Origin of the sequence: Flavobacterium ginsengisoli, assembly GCF_029625315.1 — a bacterium.
Lineage (GTDB): Bacteria > Bacteroidota > Bacteroidia > Flavobacteriales > Flavobacteriaceae > Flavobacterium > Flavobacterium ginsengisoli.
This window is the reverse complement of sequence record NZ_CP121110.1, coordinates 2,199,852-2,216,174: the sequence shown is the minus strand read 5'-3', so window position 1 is coordinate 2,216,174 and position 16,323 is coordinate 2,199,852. Positions and strand designations below refer to the sequence as shown.

At 34.4% G+C, this 16,323-nt stretch carries 14 protein-coding genes and 1 pseudogene; 4 read left to right on the top strand and 11 right to left on the bottom strand.

The window, feature by feature from the left end:
* Nucleotides 1-39: 39 nt before the first annotated feature.
* The 8 genes from P5P87_RS10390 to P5P87_RS10355 all read right to left on the bottom strand — a co-directional run bounded on the left by P5P87_RS10390 (nt 40) and on the right by P5P87_RS10355 (nt 7,737).
* Nucleotides 40-348, bottom strand: a complete 309-nt coding sequence (locus P5P87_RS10390; RefSeq protein WP_008462030.1) for a thioredoxin family protein — start codon at nt 346-348, stop codon at nt 40-42.
* 185 nt (nt 349-533) lie between these two features.
* Nucleotides 534-1,172 (bottom strand): peroxiredoxin, encoded by a 639-nt coding sequence (locus P5P87_RS10385; RefSeq protein WP_012024184.1) that lies wholly within the window; start codon nt 1,170-1,172, stop codon nt 534-536.
* Between the two features lie 125 nt (nt 1,173-1,297).
* Nucleotides 1,298-2,716 (bottom strand): glycoside hydrolase family 3 protein, encoded by a 1,419-nt coding sequence (locus P5P87_RS10380; RefSeq protein ID WP_278022483.1) that lies wholly within the window; start codon nt 2,714-2,716, stop codon nt 1,298-1,300.
* A complete protein-coding gene (locus P5P87_RS10375; protein WP_278022482.1) occupies nt 2,640-2,912 on the bottom strand; it encodes a hypothetical protein in 273 nt (90 codons plus the stop codon). The genes P5P87_RS10380 and P5P87_RS10375 overlap by 77 nt, the downstream gene beginning before the upstream one ends.
* Nucleotides 2,913-2,996: 84 nt before the next feature.
* On the bottom strand, nt 2,997-3,338 hold the full coding sequence (locus P5P87_RS10370) for a tetratricopeptide repeat protein (RefSeq protein WP_198856764.1): 342 nt from the start codon (nt 3,336-3,338) through the stop codon (nt 2,997-2,999).
* Between the two features lie 21 nt (nt 3,339-3,359).
* Complete coding sequence (locus P5P87_RS10365) at nt 3,360-4,631, bottom strand: MFS transporter (RefSeq protein WP_198856765.1); 1,272 nt, start codon at nt 4,629-4,631, stop codon at nt 3,360-3,362.
* Entirely contained in the window at nt 4,618-6,192 is a 1,575-nt protein-coding gene (locus P5P87_RS10360; protein ID WP_198856766.1) for a glycoside hydrolase family 10-like protein, read from the bottom strand. Before P5P87_RS10360 ends, P5P87_RS10365 begins: the two co-directional genes overlap by 14 nt.
* A gap of 336 nt (nt 6,193-6,528) precedes the next feature.
* Nucleotides 6,529-7,737, bottom strand: coding sequence for an anhydro-N-acetylmuramic acid kinase (locus tag P5P87_RS10355; RefSeq protein ID WP_278022481.1), 1,209 nt, complete (start codon nt 7,735-7,737; stop codon nt 6,529-6,531).
* Between the two features lie 205 nt (nt 7,738-7,942).
* Between P5P87_RS10355 and P5P87_RS10350 the strand changes: the two genes are divergently transcribed.
* Genes P5P87_RS10350 through P5P87_RS10340 form a run of 3 tightly spaced genes read left to right on the top strand, consistent with a single transcriptional unit; the run spans nt 7,943 to nt 9,459 of the window.
* Nucleotides 7,943-8,365 (top strand): LemA family protein, encoded by a 423-nt coding sequence (locus P5P87_RS10350; protein ID WP_278022480.1) that lies wholly within the window; start codon nt 7,943-7,945, stop codon nt 8,363-8,365.
* 20 nt (nt 8,366-8,385) lie between these two features.
* The gene (locus P5P87_RS10345) at nt 8,386-8,499 is read left to right on the top strand and encodes a hypothetical protein (RefSeq protein ID WP_278022479.1); all 114 of its coding nucleotides are present in this window, start codon (nt 8,386-8,388) and stop codon (nt 8,497-8,499) included.
* Between the two features lie 3 nt (nt 8,500-8,502).
* A complete protein-coding gene (locus tag P5P87_RS10340) occupies nt 8,503-9,459 on the top strand; it encodes a DUF3137 domain-containing protein (RefSeq protein WP_278022478.1) in 957 nt (318 codons plus the stop codon).
* Between the two features lie 98 nt (nt 9,460-9,557).
* Here the strand turns inward: P5P87_RS10340 and P5P87_RS10335 are convergent, their stop codons facing one another.
* Nucleotides 9,558-9,791, bottom strand: a complete 234-nt coding sequence (locus tag P5P87_RS10335) for a hypothetical protein (protein WP_278022477.1) — start codon at nt 9,789-9,791, stop codon at nt 9,558-9,560.
* An 846-nt stretch (nt 9,792-10,637) separates the two neighbouring features.
* Nucleotides 10,638-11,450 (bottom strand): mechanosensitive ion channel family protein, encoded by an 813-nt coding sequence (locus tag P5P87_RS10330; protein WP_278022476.1) that lies wholly within the window; start codon nt 11,448-11,450, stop codon nt 10,638-10,640.
* Between the two features lie 200 nt (nt 11,451-11,650).
* On the opposite strand from P5P87_RS10330, the pseudogene P5P87_RS10325 reads away from it, so the two are divergent.
* Nucleotides 11,651-14,558, top strand: a pseudogene (locus P5P87_RS10325) (FAD-binding and (Fe-S)-binding domain-containing protein).
* 218 nt (nt 14,559-14,776) lie between these two features.
* Here P5P87_RS10325 and P5P87_RS10320 read toward each other — a convergent pair.
* Entirely contained in the window at nt 14,777-15,937 is a 1,161-nt protein-coding gene (locus P5P87_RS10320) for a Gfo/Idh/MocA family protein (RefSeq protein ID WP_278022475.1), read from the bottom strand.
* Between the last annotated feature and the right edge of the window lie 386 nt (nt 15,938-16,323).

Below are 16,323 nucleotides of genomic sequence, written 5' to 3'. Positions count from 1 at the left end.
TTTTTGTTTAATCGATTAAACGAATAAACAAATAACCAATTAAACAATAGCGTTTACTAAGTCAATTAAAACTTCTTGTTTGTTGGTTTGAGTTTCGCCAACCAATTGTCCGTTTACAAAAGTAGCAAAAGTAGGCAAGTTGCTCACATTAGCTAATTTTCTTGATTCTGGAGAGTTTTCTGCATCAACCAAAACAAAAGTGATAGCTTCATTTTCTGTTGCTAATTTTTTGAATTTTGGTTTCATAATACGGCAATTTCCACACCATGAAGCTGAATATTGTACTACTACTTTTTCGTTTTTAGCAACTAAATCTGCTAACGTATCTTCGTTTAAGTCGATTAACATAAGTTTTGTTTTTTGAGATTCTAAGGTGCTAAGATTCTAAGGTTCTGAGTTTTTTGAACCTTTGCGGATTTTAGCAACTATAAATTTTGAGATTTTTTGAGAGAGGATTTGATTTCTAAGTTACTAAGGTCTAAGAGTAAATCTTAGAACCTTAGCATCTTAGTATCTTAGAAACTAATTAGAAATTAGTTTGCACTTAAGTATTCAGCAGTACTGATTCTGTCAGCAGACATTGCTTCTTTACCAGCTTCCCAGTTTGCTGGACAAACTTCACCTTTAGTTTGGATGTGAGTGTAAGCGTCAACCATTCTTAAGTATTCGTTTACGTTACGTCCTAATGGCATATCGTTTACGCTTTCGTGGAAGATTTTTCCAGTTTCGTCAATTAGGTAAGTAGCTCTGTAAGTTACGTTTGAACCTTCGATGATAACTGAGTCAGTGTCTTCGCTGTAGCTTGTAGATTCGATATCAAGAATACCTAAAATGTTAGCTAAGTTACGGTTTGTATCAGCTAAGATTGGGTAAGTAACACCTTCGATTCCACCATTGTTTTTTGGAGTATTTAACCAAGCAAAGTGAACTTCGTTTGTGTCGCAAGAAGCGCCAATTACGATAGTATTTCTTTTTTCAAATTCAGGTAAAGCAGCTTGAAAGGCGTGTAATTCAGTTGGACATACAAAAGTAAAATCTTTTGGATACCAGAATAAAAGTACTTTTTTATTGTTGTTTACTGCTTCTTCAAAAATGTTGATTTTTAAATTGTCACCCATTTCTGAGATAGCATCTACTGCAATACTTGGGAATTTTTTTCCTACTAAAGACATAATTTTCGTTTTACGTTAAATATTTATTTGTGGTGCAAAAGTAGGGCATAAGTACAGGTTCTTACAATAAGATGTGATTATAAAAACTTATAAGTTGATAAATTTTGATTATTTACGGTTGTAATTTATTGAATATCAATATTTACTGGTAAAACGCCTGTGAAACTATTTTTTTCAAAAAATTGAATTCCTACGGTTTTTTGAAATTCTTCAAAATCTTGATACGCCTGAATTAACCCTGAAGCCTTTTTTAGATTTGGAATAAGTGGTAAAACGTAAGGATTTCCGAAAACGTAAATAATGCATTTTTTTGTTTGAAGAAGATTAGAAAGCAGTTCGAAAACTTCGTCATTTACTTCAAAATTATTCAAAGGTTTTGCTTTTGGAACAAATAATGAAATGATGAGGGTTTCAAAATTTTCTAATTCATTTTTGATTGCAACAATATCTGAAGTTTCTAAGCTTTCAAAAGCAAATTCTGGTGAATCAAGTTTTGCATTGAGCGTTTTGAAAAATGTGTTTTCAGTATTTTTATATAAACTCAGTTTGGCTAATTTGTTGTTTTTCTGAGCCTCTATAGCTAAATCTGAAATTCCGTTATCAATGATTTTCGTAATTGCATTTTGAGCAATTTCTAGATTTAATTGAGATGTTTTTTCGAAGTTTAATTCGCCCGAAACGGCTGTATTTCCAGAAAGAATCCCTGCTTTTTCTTTGGCTTTCATTATTCTATTATAGCTTTCGAAAATACGGTCTGGCGAAGCATTTTTGTAGATCGCCTCAATTCCTTCTGGAACATTTTCAGCAAAGCATAAAACATCATTTCCTGCATTGAAAGCTTCCCATTCTAATTGTCCTTTGGTTTCGTATAATTTAGAAACACTGTGCATATTTAAAGCATCAGAAATTACTAAACCATCGTAACCTAATTTGTCGCGTAAAAGATCTTGAATCACTGCTTTTGATAATGTTGCAGAAGTGTCTTTTCCGCCATTTAAACTTGGAACTGCCAAATGCCCAATCATAATCGAATCGACATTATTTTCTATTCCTTTAATAAACGGATATAATTCGTTTTCTAATAATTCATCTAAAGTTTCTTTTAAAACAGGCAAACCTAAATGGGAATCTACATTGGTGTTTCCATGTCCAGGAAAATGCTTTAGACAGCCCAAAACGCCAACTTCTGACATTCCTTTTAAATATTCAATAGAAAAATCGGCTACTTTTTCTTTGTTTTCACCAAAAGAACGATATCCGATAACTGGATTATTTGGATTGTTGTTGATGTCTGCCAAAGGCGATAAATTGTACTGAATTCCAGCCGCTTTTAAATCTAAACCAATTTGTTTTCCAACTTCGTAAACCAAACTCGATTTAGTTGAAGGTAAAGCGCCAAGCGTAATTGCATACGGATATTGCGGTGTTTTTTCAATTCGCATTGCTAAACCCCATTCAGCATCAATACTAATTAAAAGAGGAGTAGAAGCAGACTTTTTGATAACGAGAAATAAGTGTTTTGATTTTTTCGTAACTGTCATCATTAAAAACAACTTTTTTCTTGCTTTCGTAGTTGGTTGCAGCACTCGCACGACTATGGAAAAAGGTTAATCCTCCAATATTGTATTCTCTGATAAGTTTTTCTGTTTCCTGAATATTTTCTTCTGTATCATTGATGAATACTGCTGGAAAGAAAAATTGTCCTATTTTTTGTCGTAACGCTTCGGCTGTGATTTTCATTATTGTAAAGTCTTTTTCATACAGACACTATTATCCATTTCTTTATAAAACAGATAATTGGGTATTATGATATAGTTTGATTTTTTATTTCAACTTTGCCTTTTTCTGTTTGGCTAATTGCTTTTTAGTTTCAATTGCTTTTTCTAATCTGTTTTTGAAACGGAAAAGCTTTGGCAATCCTTCTAATCGGTCTTCAATAGTGATTATTTCGTAAACCACAATTGCTTTTTCTAAAACGCGGATTTCATTATCCAAATCGTTTTCGTTTTTGTAGATCGTTGCTAGTCGATCGTAAGGGTGATTTCCTTTAAAGCCTTCTGCAACATTTTCTTCATACAATTCAATTGCTTTTTCAAGATTTCCATTTTTCTCGAACTCAGTTCCTTTCAGATTTCGTTCGTTCTGCAAGTTTTCATTGATTTCCATAGTTAAAGTTTGATTTGGGTGTTAAACTTCTTCTGATTTTTTCCCAAAATCTTTTGGGAAGGTTAAAAAACGTGATAAAATAAGACCTGGAATTGTAGCCAGCAAAACCCAAATAAAGAAGTTTTGATAGCCTAAATATTTTTGTATAAAACCGCTTAACATTCCTGGAAGCATCATTCCTAATGCCATAAAACCAGTTGCCAGTGCATAATGTGCTGTTTTTGATTCTCCTTCGGCAACATGAATTAAATACATCATAAAGGCAGTAAAACCAAAACCGTAACCAAATTGTTCTACAATTACAACGGCATAAATGTAATAAATTGAAGTAGGATGAAAGAAAGCCAATAATATAAAACCTAAAATTGGAAGGTGCATTGCTAAAAACATTGGAAACATCCATTTCGTAAGTCCTTGTTTTGAGATTGCAATTCCGCCTAAAATACCTCCTATGGTTAAAGCCGCAACGCCACAAGTTCCATAAATAATTCCAACAGCTTCAGTGTCTAATCCCATTCCGCCTAATTCTTTAGAATCTAATAAAAACGGACTTAGCATTTTAAGCAATTGAGATTCTCCTAGTCTAAAAACTAAGATAAAAGTTAGAATCAATCCGATTTGTTTTTTCTTGAAAAAACTGATGAAAATAGTTGCAAAATCTTGAGAATGCGCAGTTTCTTTAGTTGTCACAGCATTGATTTCATTCTTTGGTGTAAAAATGAAATTGTAAAGGGTAATGAAAGTCATTAGTAAACCAACACAAATCATGGTATATGACCAAGCTTTGGTATTGTCTCCAAATTTATGTTCTAAATAACCTGCAAAAAGCACTACCAATCCGTTTCCTGCTAACATCGAAAGTCTGTAAAAAGTACTTCTAATACCAATAAAGAAAGATTGTTTGTCTTCTGGAAGAACCAATAAATAAAAGCCATCGCTAGCAATATCATTAGAAGCCGAAGCAAAAGCCGCAACCCAGAATATAGACAAGGTCATTATAAAAAATCCGTTGAGCGGAATGGTAAAACCGACCAGCAGAAAAGCAATTGAAATGATTAATTGCATTAGTAAAAACCATTTTCTTTTGGTTCCGATTAATTCAATAAGCGGACTCCAAAGAGGTTTGATAACCCAAGGCAGATAAAGTAAACTGGTGTAAACACCAATATCTTCGTTAGAAATCCCTAAATTTTTATACATAATTACCGAAACGGAAATAATTATAGCATACGGTAATCCAGAAGCGAAGTTAAGAAGCGGAATCCAAAACCAAGGTTTGTTATCTGTTTTCATTAGGTTGATTTGGTGTATAGTTTTTAAATGGCTTTTTTAAATCTATTGCAATTGGAGTACTTTCATTGGCATAGTAATCAATAAAAGTTACTGCACAGGCCTTGTAAAGGTTTAATTTTCCTGCCGCTATTGCGAAATTGATTTTTCCGTCAACTTCTTTTATCGTTACTTTCTCAATAATTTTTGTTGCATCATTAGTATCAATTTTCGAAATATGTTCTGCTCCATAAACTACCATATAGCGAACCTTTGTATTTAGAGGACTTTGGAATGTGAAATCATATTTAATACTGTCTTTTTTGTACTCCAATAATTTTGGCGTGTCAATAATTACATGTCGTAAATTTGGAACAGCTGCAGGAAGTGCAGGATATTTATATTGGTTTTCTTCTAAATGACGAACGACATCGAAGTTTTTGCCCATAAACCATTTTGAGCTGAAGTAAGCGCTTCCAGAAACATTTTTGAAAGTTCTTAAGAAATCAATTTGGGTTGGAATTTCGGTCATATAATTCCAGCTTTTATCACCGTCGCCTCTAATTTTGTACGTAGCATGTCCGATGTAAATAGCAGTATTCGGATTAGCGTTTTCAGACCACCATTTTACCAATTTAGAGTAAGAAGCTCTAGTATTGTTCATGCTCCAATATAATTGAGGTAAGATATAATCGATCCAGTTCTGATCCATCCATAACATTGGATCAGCGTATAAATCATCATAATTTGAAGTCGACTGTGTTTCAGAGCCTTTTGGATCTTGAGATTTATTTCTCCAAACCCCAAACGGACTAATTCCAAATTGAACCCACGGTTTGCTTTCTTTAATGGTAGCCGAAATGGCATGTACAAAGTTGCTTACATTTGCACGACGCCAATCTGCACGGCTTAAACCAGCGCCATATTTTTGGTACGAAGCATTATCGTTAAATACTTTTCCAGGAACAGCATAAGGATAGAAATAATCATCAAAATGAATGGCATCAATATCATATTTGTCAACCACTTCTTTTACGACTTTGGTTAAATGCGCTTGAACTTCTGGTAAAGCAGGATCGTAATAATATTTTCCGCCATATTCGATCATCCATTCTGGATGTTTAAAAAGATCGTGATTTGGGCTTAAAAGATTTTTATTCAAATCAAAAGTTGCACGATAAGGATTCAGCCATGCATGAAACTCAAAGCCTCTGTTATGTGCTTGCTCAATCATCCAAGCCAAAGTATCGTAATACGGATTTGGAGCCAAACCTTCTTTTCCGGTCAAAAATCGTGACCAAGGCGCAAATTCTGAAGGATAAATAGCATCTCCAACACTTCTAACCTGAACAATTACGGCATTATAATTTAGTTTTTTGTAGGCTTCTAAAATTTCAAGATAATCAGCTTTTTCTTTTTCCACATTATCCATACTTGTTTTCGGCCAGTCAATATTTACAACCGTTGCAATCCATACACCTCTAAATTCGTTTTTAGGATGCATGTTACTTTCCTGTGCATTAGAAATCGAAGTAATGAAAAATGAAAATAAAAGAAAAAATATTAAGCGCTGATTTTTATGCATTTCAAATGTTTATTTTAACAGGAATCAAAAATAGTTTGTTTTTGCCACGAATTACACTAATCGCACTAATTTTTGTTCTTAATTATTCTTTTAAAAAAGAATTCGTGAAAATTCGTGTAATTCGTGGCAACTTTTTTTAGCCACAGATTATAAAGATTAAAATGATTAATCCCAGAAATCCTTTAATCTGTGGCATAAAAAAACATTAATTTGTGCCAATTCGTGGCATTTTTTTTAGCCACAGATTATAAAGATTAAAATGATTAATCTCAGAAATCCTTTAATCTGTGGCATAAAAAACATTAATTTGTGCCAATTCATGGCAATTTTATTTCTTTAATCAGGAAACGAAATTTTTCCCATTGTTACAGAAGGAATTCCTTTGCTGTTTCCAAAATTGTAATCGCCTCCAGAAACGGTTTCATTGGCTAAAAGAGCAAATAAAACAGCTTCTTTTGCATCGCTTAAAATGCCCAAATCGTCGCTAGTATGAAACTGGCAAGGCAATAATTCCGTTAACCATTTTACCAACAACGGATTATTCGTTCCGCCTCCAGACATATAAATATGAAAATCTTCTGCAGGAATTGAAGTGTTTTTTATGGTGAAATAAATTGCTTCTGCAATAGTTTCAGCACTTAAACGTGTTAAAGTCGCCAGCAAATCTGATGCCGAAATATTTTCTAAACCACATTTTACCAAAGCCGACTGTACGAAATCGAAATTAAACAACTCCTGACCAATTGATTTTGGAAAACTTTTTTGGAAGAAATCATCGCTTTTCAATTCGTTTAAAAGTTCTTGATTTACAGTTCCTTGTTGCGCAATTTCAGCATCTTTATCGTAGCTTTTTTCAGGGAAATAATGTTTGGTAAAAATGTCTATTAATGTGTTTGCAGTTCCAGTATCGGTTACAAAAACTTCCTCGGCGTTAAGAGAGGCTGGGAGATAGGTGTAATTCCCAATTCCGCCCATGTTGAGCATGATTCTATTTTCTCCTTTTTTTCCGAATAATAAATAATCGCCATAAACTGCAAGAGGCGCACCTTCGCCACCCGCCGCAACATGTTTTTGTCTGAAATCTGAAATGGTGATAATTCCCGTTTTTACTGCAATATGATCTCCGTCTCCAATTTGCAAAGTTGCGTTTGGAAATTTTTCCTGCTGATGTAAAAACTTTGGAGCGTGTAAAACAGTCTGTCCGTGAGAAGCAATTAAATCCACTTCGTTTGACGAAATATTCCATTTTTTTAGACAATCATTAATCATGTCGCTGTGCAATATTCCGATCCACTCGTTTAATAAAGCCAAATGCTGAAAATCGATTGTTTTCTGAGCAAATACCTTTCTGATTTCGTTTTTAATGTCTTCAGAATAAGAAATGGTTTCAAATTCAAGAATTTTCACATTCGTATTTTCGCCAGAACCAGAAACGGTACACAAAGCAATATCAAGACCGTCGAGAGAAGTTCCAGACATTAAACCAAGTATTTTTCTGGTTTCTTTTTGAGCTATAGTATAGAGTGCAGATATATTTTTATTCATTTAAAATGAGGTTTTATAGAAGTCAGTTTATTGATAACGCTAAAATGGGATTATTTCGGATATAAAGCTATAGATTTTAGACAATTTTTATTTTTGAACGACATTTTAATAAATCAAAATTTGTGATATAAATCTTAAAAATTAAAATCCAAACTTACTGCCTTTTCTATATATTTGCCCATAACCAATTCAAAAAAATAAAATCATGTTAGTTATTATAGGACTTTTTGTTTTCCTTTTTATTATCGGAATCGTAATCTACAATTCACTTATTGGAAAAAGAAATCAGGTTACGAATGCTTTCTCTGCGATTGATGTAATGTTGAAAAAACGTTTCGATTTAATTCCGAATCTTGTTGAAGTTGTAAAACAATACACAAATTACGAGCAAAGCACATTAACTAAAATTGTAGAGCTTCGTGCTAGAGCAACTTCTGGGAATTTAACAGATGAAGAAAAAGCAAGTTTGGATACCGAATTAAGTTCTGCTGTAAAAGGTTTGATGGTAACGGTAGAAAATTATCCTGATTTGAAAGCCAATACCAATTTCTTAAATCTTCAAACAACTTGGACAGAAAGCGAAGAACAAATTGCAGCAGAAGAAGAAGAACTTATAATGCTTCGGTAACAGATTATAACAACGCAATTATGATGTTTCCTGGCAATATGTTTGCAGGAATGTTGGGTTACACTAAAATTGATGTATTGGCAACTCCAGAAGAAGAGCGTAAAAATATTAGTGCAAAAGAACTATTTAAATAATTAATGGATTCAGGAATAAATTCGAAAGCCAATCTGCAGGAAATTCTGAATAGCTTAGAAGTTGATCGAAAAAAAATAGCCGAGACTTATCAGACTTGCTATATATTATTTGGTCTTGCAATATTGATTTTAGTTGTTGGGTTGTTTATTCGATTTGCGGCATTGGGCATTATTGGCTGTTTGGTTCCTTTGATTATTGGAATTGTGATGTATTTTAGAATAGATGACGATGCCAAAAAATACAAATCGGCTTATAAAATGAACATTGTTGGAACCGCTTTAAAGGATATTAACGAAACGTTGACTATTGCACCACAAAGCGGACTCCCAGAATATGAGTTTATTAGTTCGGAACTTTTTACAACGGAACCCGATCGCTATAAAACGCAAGATTTAATAAGCGGAATAGCCGATAAAACTTCTTTTGGGTTTGCCGAAGTCCATGCCGAATATAAAACGGAAACTCGCGATAAAAATGGTACAAAAACAACTTGGCATACCATTTTTAAAGGAATTATTTTTGTAGCCGATTTTAATAAAAACTTTAATGTTTCGACTGTTGTACGTCCAAAAGGTATTGCAGATGCCATTGGTTCGTGGTTTTCCAAAAACGTTTTTAGTTTCGGAAATAGTGAAGTGGTACAGCTAGAAAATACCGAATTTGACGATAAATTTGCAACTTTTTCTAAAGATCAAATTGAGGCAAGATACATTCTAACGCCTGCAATGATGGAGAGAATTCTAGATTTAAATAGAAAATCTGACGATACAATTTCGATTTCTTTTATTCATTCTAAAATGTATATCGCTTTTCCGCTGTCGCACAATTATTTTGAAGCACCGATTCATTCTTCGCTTTTGGCACCAGATTTACTTACTTACGATCTTTCGATAGTTCAGTTTATGCAGGACATTATTCATGAACTAGATTTGAATACTAGGATTTGGGGGAAGGAATAAGGTTTTGAATATTTTTTAAAATCTTTTAATAGATTTCGATTTAAATGATAAAAAGAAAACCCTCGACTTAAATAATCGAGGGTTTTCTTTTTAATTTTTTACTCCACCTCCAAATAAGGATTTAAAGTTTCTGCCAATTCATTGAGCCAGTAAAAGCTGTCTCTTAATTTGATGATTTCGCTTTGAAATGTTTCATGTTCGCTCAAAACGCATAAAGCGAGTGTAAAATTTACTTGCCTTAAAGTTTTAGCCATTTCTACAGGATCGATTCTGTCGTTGAAAAAATTCAAAAGCTTGATTTCGGTTTGTTTTAAAATTGTGTTGGTACTCATAAATGTTGTAGTTTTAGAAGTAAAAAACCCTTGTAGATTAGTGTTTCTAACGCCTACAACAGCGCTTACGGTCGTTTCCGATACCGCACACATAATACAAGGGCAAATCTTATTTCGTTCTTAATGTTGTAGTTTAAGAGTTGTAAAAGTATTAAAAAACAATAACAAAAAGTAAGAAAAATAATATGTTTTTATTCTTTGGCAAATGAACAAGAAATAGAAAAATCTTCTTTCAGCGGTAAATATAAAACGATTATCCTGAGAAAAGATAAATTCGATTAAATTTCCACACAGTTTGTCATTTCGACGAAGGAGAAATCTTCGTAAGTAACTCTGTAAAGAAAAGCCAATCTTTGTCGAGTTTCTTGCGAAGATTTCTCCTCCGTCGAAATGACAAGATTGGGGAGATTTGTAGGTTTTCAAAAACTCTTTGGCTTCGTTCTGGACGACCCCCGCTAGCGCGAGCGTCTCGCTCGTGCCTGCAAAGATGTTTCATATTTAAAAATTTATTTAATTATTAAGCTAATTCTAGATATAAAATTAGATACTTTGTGTTCACGAGCGAGACGCTCGCATGTGCCTTATTTAAGTACAAACCCATTTTCCTTCAATTTATTCAAAACCGCCGCAATAATTTTAGAACGACATTCTGAATTTTCGGTTGTTGATGCAGTTTTCACCCAATAACGAATGTTGAGTTGAATAATACCCCCGCTAGCGCGAGCGTCTCGCTCGTGCCCGCAAAGATGTTTCATATTTAAAAATTTATTTAATTATTAAACTAATTCTAGATATAAAATTAGATACTTTGTGTTCACGACCGAGACGCTCGCGCTAGCATGTGCCTTATTTAAGTACAAACCCATTTTCCTTCAATTTATTCAAAACCGCCGCAATAATTTTAGAACGACATTCTGAATTTTCGGTTGTTGATGCAGTTTTAACCCAATAACGAATATTGAGCTGAATAATACCACCAGCAATAACATCGGTAATTACGGCAGCGTTTTCATGGTCTTTTTCGGTTACGTCTTCGCTGTTTCCTAGAATTTCTTTTACGATTTCGATAGCGTGTTTATAATCAGAACCATATTCTAATCCGACGGTGAAAGTTTGAAGGAGAAAGCCTTCGCTGTTGTAGTTAATTAAAGTGTTTTTTATAAGAAGCGCATTTGGGATGTAAATGATTTTAGAATCGCTTTTTACTTCGGTATCACGGAGGTTAAGATTAATGACTTCACCTTTTACACCGTTGCTTTCAATGATATCTCCAATAGAAAACGGACGTTTGAAAGCGAGCAGAATTCCGGCAAGGAAATTTTCGCCAATGTCTTTAAGCGCAAAACCAATTACAAAAGCCGAAATTCCGGCACCAGCCAGCATGCTTTGCGCAACGCCTTCAAGACCAATAATTCGGAACATAAACAAGATTCCGATAATAATTAAAACCGATTTAATTAAACGTGCAATAAAAACCGCCAGAAGACGATCATGCATTTTTGTTTTAAGTCGGTTTCCTGCAAAAATACCCACACGGCTTGCAATAAACCATGAAACGAGAACGACCAAAACGGCCAGAATAAATTTTGGGGTAAGATCGACAATGCTATTGTAGTAACCTTCGAGATGGCTGATAACGTCTTGAAAGAAATTTTCCATAATGATAAAGGCATAAAAAAGTAAAATTTTAAAATTACCTTTTTAGTAAGCCGAATGCTTTACAGGATTCTCTCAGAATTTTATAAAATATGATGGAGTTGTTAGATAAAATCATAAAATAGAATCGTTTTGCCCTGCGATATTTTTATCTTTGTGGTCTGAGTTTTTTCAGGAAATATTTTTATAAAAAGCACATTTACATGTTGACCCAATCTCATTTAGAGCAATTAGACAATAGTCTTGAAGGCACACTTTTATTCGATGAGCTTCATAAAACACTTTATTCGACAGATGCTTCGGTGTATCGAATTCGGCCAAATGCAGTGGCAATTCCTAAAACGACTGAAGATATAGCCAAACTGATTCAATTTGCTGCAGAACATAAGCTGTCGATTACGCCAAGAACCGCAGGAACTTCACTTGCAGGACAAGCGGTAGGAGACGGATTGGTGGTTGATGTATCGAAGCATTTTACAAAAATCATTTCATACAATGCCGAAAAGAAAACGGTTACGGTTCAGCCAGGTGTTATTCGCGATGAGCTGAATTTATTCTTAAAACCTCACGGTGTATTTTTTGCTCCAATTACATCGACATCAAACCGCGCAATGATTGGCGGAATGGTGGGAAATAACTCTTCGGGAACAACTTCGATTCGATATGGTGTTACACGCGATAAAATTGCTGAGGTAAAAGCACTTTTAAGCGACGGTTCTGAAGTGGTTTTTAAAGATTTGACTTCGGCTGAATTTATTGAAAAAACAAAAGGTGATTCTTTAGAAAATAAAATATACGAAACAATTTACGACGAACTTACTATAAAAGAAGCTCAGGAAGAAATTGTAAAGGAGTTTCCGAAACCTGAAATTCACAGAAGAAATACGGGTTATGCCGTTGATATTCTGTTGAAATCGGAATTATTTGGCGGAACTGAACCCACCATAAATCTAGGGAAACTGCTTTGCGGAAGCGAAGGAACTTTGGCTTTTACAACCGAAGTGACGCTGAAAGTGGACGATCTGCCACCGCCTCACAGTATTATGGTTGTTGGACATTATCATACCATTCAAGAATCTCTAGAATCGGTTGTGGTGGCTATGAAACATCATTTGTACACTTGCGAAATGATTGACGATACGATTTTGGATTGTACCAAAACCAATCGTGAGCACATTAAAAACCGTTTCTTTTTGGTTGGAGAACCCAAAGCAATTATGTTGTTTGAAGTCGCCTCGCACACTTTAGAAGATGCCGAAAAACAAGCCGATGCTTTGATTGCTGATTTAGAGCAAAACAATTTTGGTTACGCTCGAGTAAAAATCTACGGAAATGATATTGACAAAGCCAATGAATTGAGAAAAGCAGGTCTTGGACTTTTAGGAAGTATTGTAGGCGACGATAAAGCAGCAGATTCGATTGAAGATACAGCGGTAGAATTAAGTGATTTACCAGCATATATTGCAGAGTTTTCGGCGATGATGTTGCGTCACGGACAAGAAGCGATTTATTATGCGCATGCAGGTGCTGGAGAATTGCACTTGCGTCCGGTTTTGAATTTGAAGAAAACATCAGATTTAAAATTATTCAGAACCATTGCGACCGAAGTAGCGCATTTGGTAAAAAAATATAGAGGCTCGTTAAGTGGTGAACATGGCGACGGAATTGTGCGCGGAGAGTTTATTCCGTTTATGATTGGCGATAAGAATTACGAACTCTTAAAAAGAATTAAATTGGCATTTGACCCGAATTCGGTTTTGAATATTGGGAAGATTGTCAATGCCTTGAAAATGGACGAGAATCATCGTGTAGTTTCGGGAAGAGTTGAACCAGATATTAAAACGTTTCAAGATTTCTCAGATAGTTTAGGAATTTTGCGTGCAGCCGAAAAATGTAACGGTTCTGGAGATTGTAGAAAACTGCCGTCTGGCGGAGGAGCAATGTGTCCGAGTTATCGTGCAACGAGAAATGAAAAAGAAACGACGCGTGCGAGAGCCAATGCGTTGCGAGAATATTTGACGTATTCTGAAAAAGAAAACAAATTTGACCAGAAAGAATTATATGAAGTTTTTGAGCTGTGTGTAAGCTGTAAAGCCTGCGCAAGCGAATGTCCGAGTAACGTGGATGTAGCGACTTTGAAAGCAGAATTTTTATATCAATACCAAAAAGCAAACGGTTTTACGACCCGAAATAAGATTTTTGCCAACAATGCGAAATTGAACAAAATGGGAAGTAAATTCCCTGCGATTACGAATTTTATTTCGAATCATTCTTTGGTAAAAAAAACAATGGGAATTGCGCCAGAAAGACAAGTTCCGCTTTTGGCGAAAAAGACTTTCAGAAAATGGTACGCCAACAATAAACCTTCACAAACCGATTTTCCAAACGGAAGATTGTATCTGTTTGTAGATGAATTCACGAATTATTATGATGTAAATATCGGAATCGATGCTTTCGAATTATTGACGAAATTAGGCTATCAGGTTTTGGTTGTAGATCATGAGGAAAGTGGAAGAACTTATCTTTCAAAAGGATTTTTGGAAGAAGCCAAGAAAATTGCGAATCATAATGTAAGTGTTTTTAAGGATCTGGTTTTAGCAAATGCGCCTTTAATTGGAATTGAACCTTCGGCAATTTTGACTTTTAGAGATGAATATCTTCGTTTAGCCGATGATAAAGAAGTCGCGGAAAAGTTGTCGAGAAATGCTTTTACAATTGAAGAGTTCTTCAAAAAAGAAATCATAGATGGTAAAATCACAGCCGATTCTTTTTCAGAAGAAAGTAAAGAAATTAAAATTCACGGACATTGCCATCAGAAATCTTTAAGTTCTGTTGAAGCGACTTTTGCAATGCTAAATCTGCCAAAAAATAATACGGTTACGATTTATAACTCAGGCTGTTGCGGAATGGCGGGTTCTTTTGGTTATGAAAAAGAACATTATCAAGTGAGTATGCAAATGGGAGAGGATACATTATTTCCAAAAGTACGTGCTACAGCAGGAAACGTGAAAATCGTCAGCAGCAGGAACAAGTTGTCGTCATCAAATTTATGATGGAACTAGTCGTGAGGCTCAGCATCCTGTTACTATTTTGAGGAATTGCCTTAAGTAAGATGTGTCTCGTAAATGTGAAAAAGTTTTGCCACAGATTAAAAGGATTAAAAAGATTTTTATTTCACGCAGATTTTACAGATTTAAGCAGATAATCGCAGATTTTAAGTATTGCTAGTTTAAAATTAAATCTGCCTAAATCTGCGAAATGTGCGTGAAAATTATTTAGATAAAGATTAAAAAAATCATTTTAATCCTTTTAATCTGTGGCAAAAAAAACTATTTCAAACTAATTTTTTTGCCAGTTTCAGCGACTTTATAAATAGCGTTGATGATTTTTACATCTTTAATTCCTTCTTCACCAGTAATATGATTTGGAAGTTTTTGGTTTGCTAAAATCACTTTACAAATCTCATCCATTTGGGTTTGCTGTTGATTTATAACTGGGAAATTAAATGGTTTTCCATCAGATCTTTTACCTATAAATGGGCCATAACTAACAGCAGGACTCATTTCGAAGAAACCTTCATCTGCGGCAGCATGAAATCGGTCGATTCCAAAACCGTAAGAACTACTGCAATTGGCAACAGCACCACTCGGAAATTCCATTTGCCACGTGATATTTTCTTCCACTTGTGCAAATCTGTTTTTGTTGTTTATGGTTCCAAATTGCGCCGTAACAGCAATTGGTTCTTCGCCTAAAACATAACGAGAGACTTGAATGCAATAAACCCCTAAATTAATTAATGCACCGCCTCCTGCAAACTTTTTCGTAAGTCTCCATTCATTTCGGGCATTTAAATCAACAGGTTTATTTACGTCGTGAATATCGTAAGTGCTATAACCTAGAGAAGTTTCAATATAACGAACTTGTCCCAAAACTTTTTCTTGCCCCAATCGTTTTACTTCTAGATGATTTGGTTCGTAATGCAAACGATATCCCATTGCCAATTGAACGTTATTGTCGTTGCAGGCTTTTATCATTTCTTCACAATCTTCAATAGTAATTGCCATTGGCTTTTCTACAATTACATGTTTTCCAGCTTTAGCAAGACGAACGGTAAATTCTTTATGAAGCGAGTTTGGAGTTACAACATAGACAAGGTCAATATCTTTGTTTTTTATGATTGAATCGAAGTTTTCGTAATTATAGATATTCTTCTCTGGAATATTATATTTCTTTTTCCATGTTTCAGCTTTAGAAGGTGTTCCTGTAACAATTCCGCTAAGTTGGCAATATTCAGAAACCTGAAGGCCTTCAGCTAATAATGAAGCATAGTTTCCTAAACCACACAAAGCAATATTTATTTTTTTTCCAGTATAGGGTTTATGAATCTTTTCTGTTTCGGTTACAAAAGAAGGAAGCGAAGTCATGATAACCGAAGCTCCCACACCAAGTCCAAATTTATTTACAAAAGAACGTCTCGTGATTTTTTCCATAAAAATGATTCTTTAAAAATTAAATGCTATTTGTATTAGTAAGCTCATTTTGTGAAATGTTACATTCGTGTTTTCGATTTAACCGCAAAGACGCAAAGAGTAACGCAAGGTTCGCAAAGATTTTTTATTTCTCGCTCCCGATAACTATCGGGATGGCAGATAATGCAAATTTCTGCTGTGATGAAAATATTTATGCAGATTTTAAAATTAAATCTGCTGAATCTGCGAGAGAAAATTTAAAGACAAAGATTTGAAAAATTAATTCGTGAATTCGTGGCGAAAAAAAACTCCAGAAAAACAAAATCGTTTTATATATTTGAAATCAGGATAATTTTTGCATTATTTGCAAAATAAAACCAGAACGACTGAATTAAATCAATTTATAA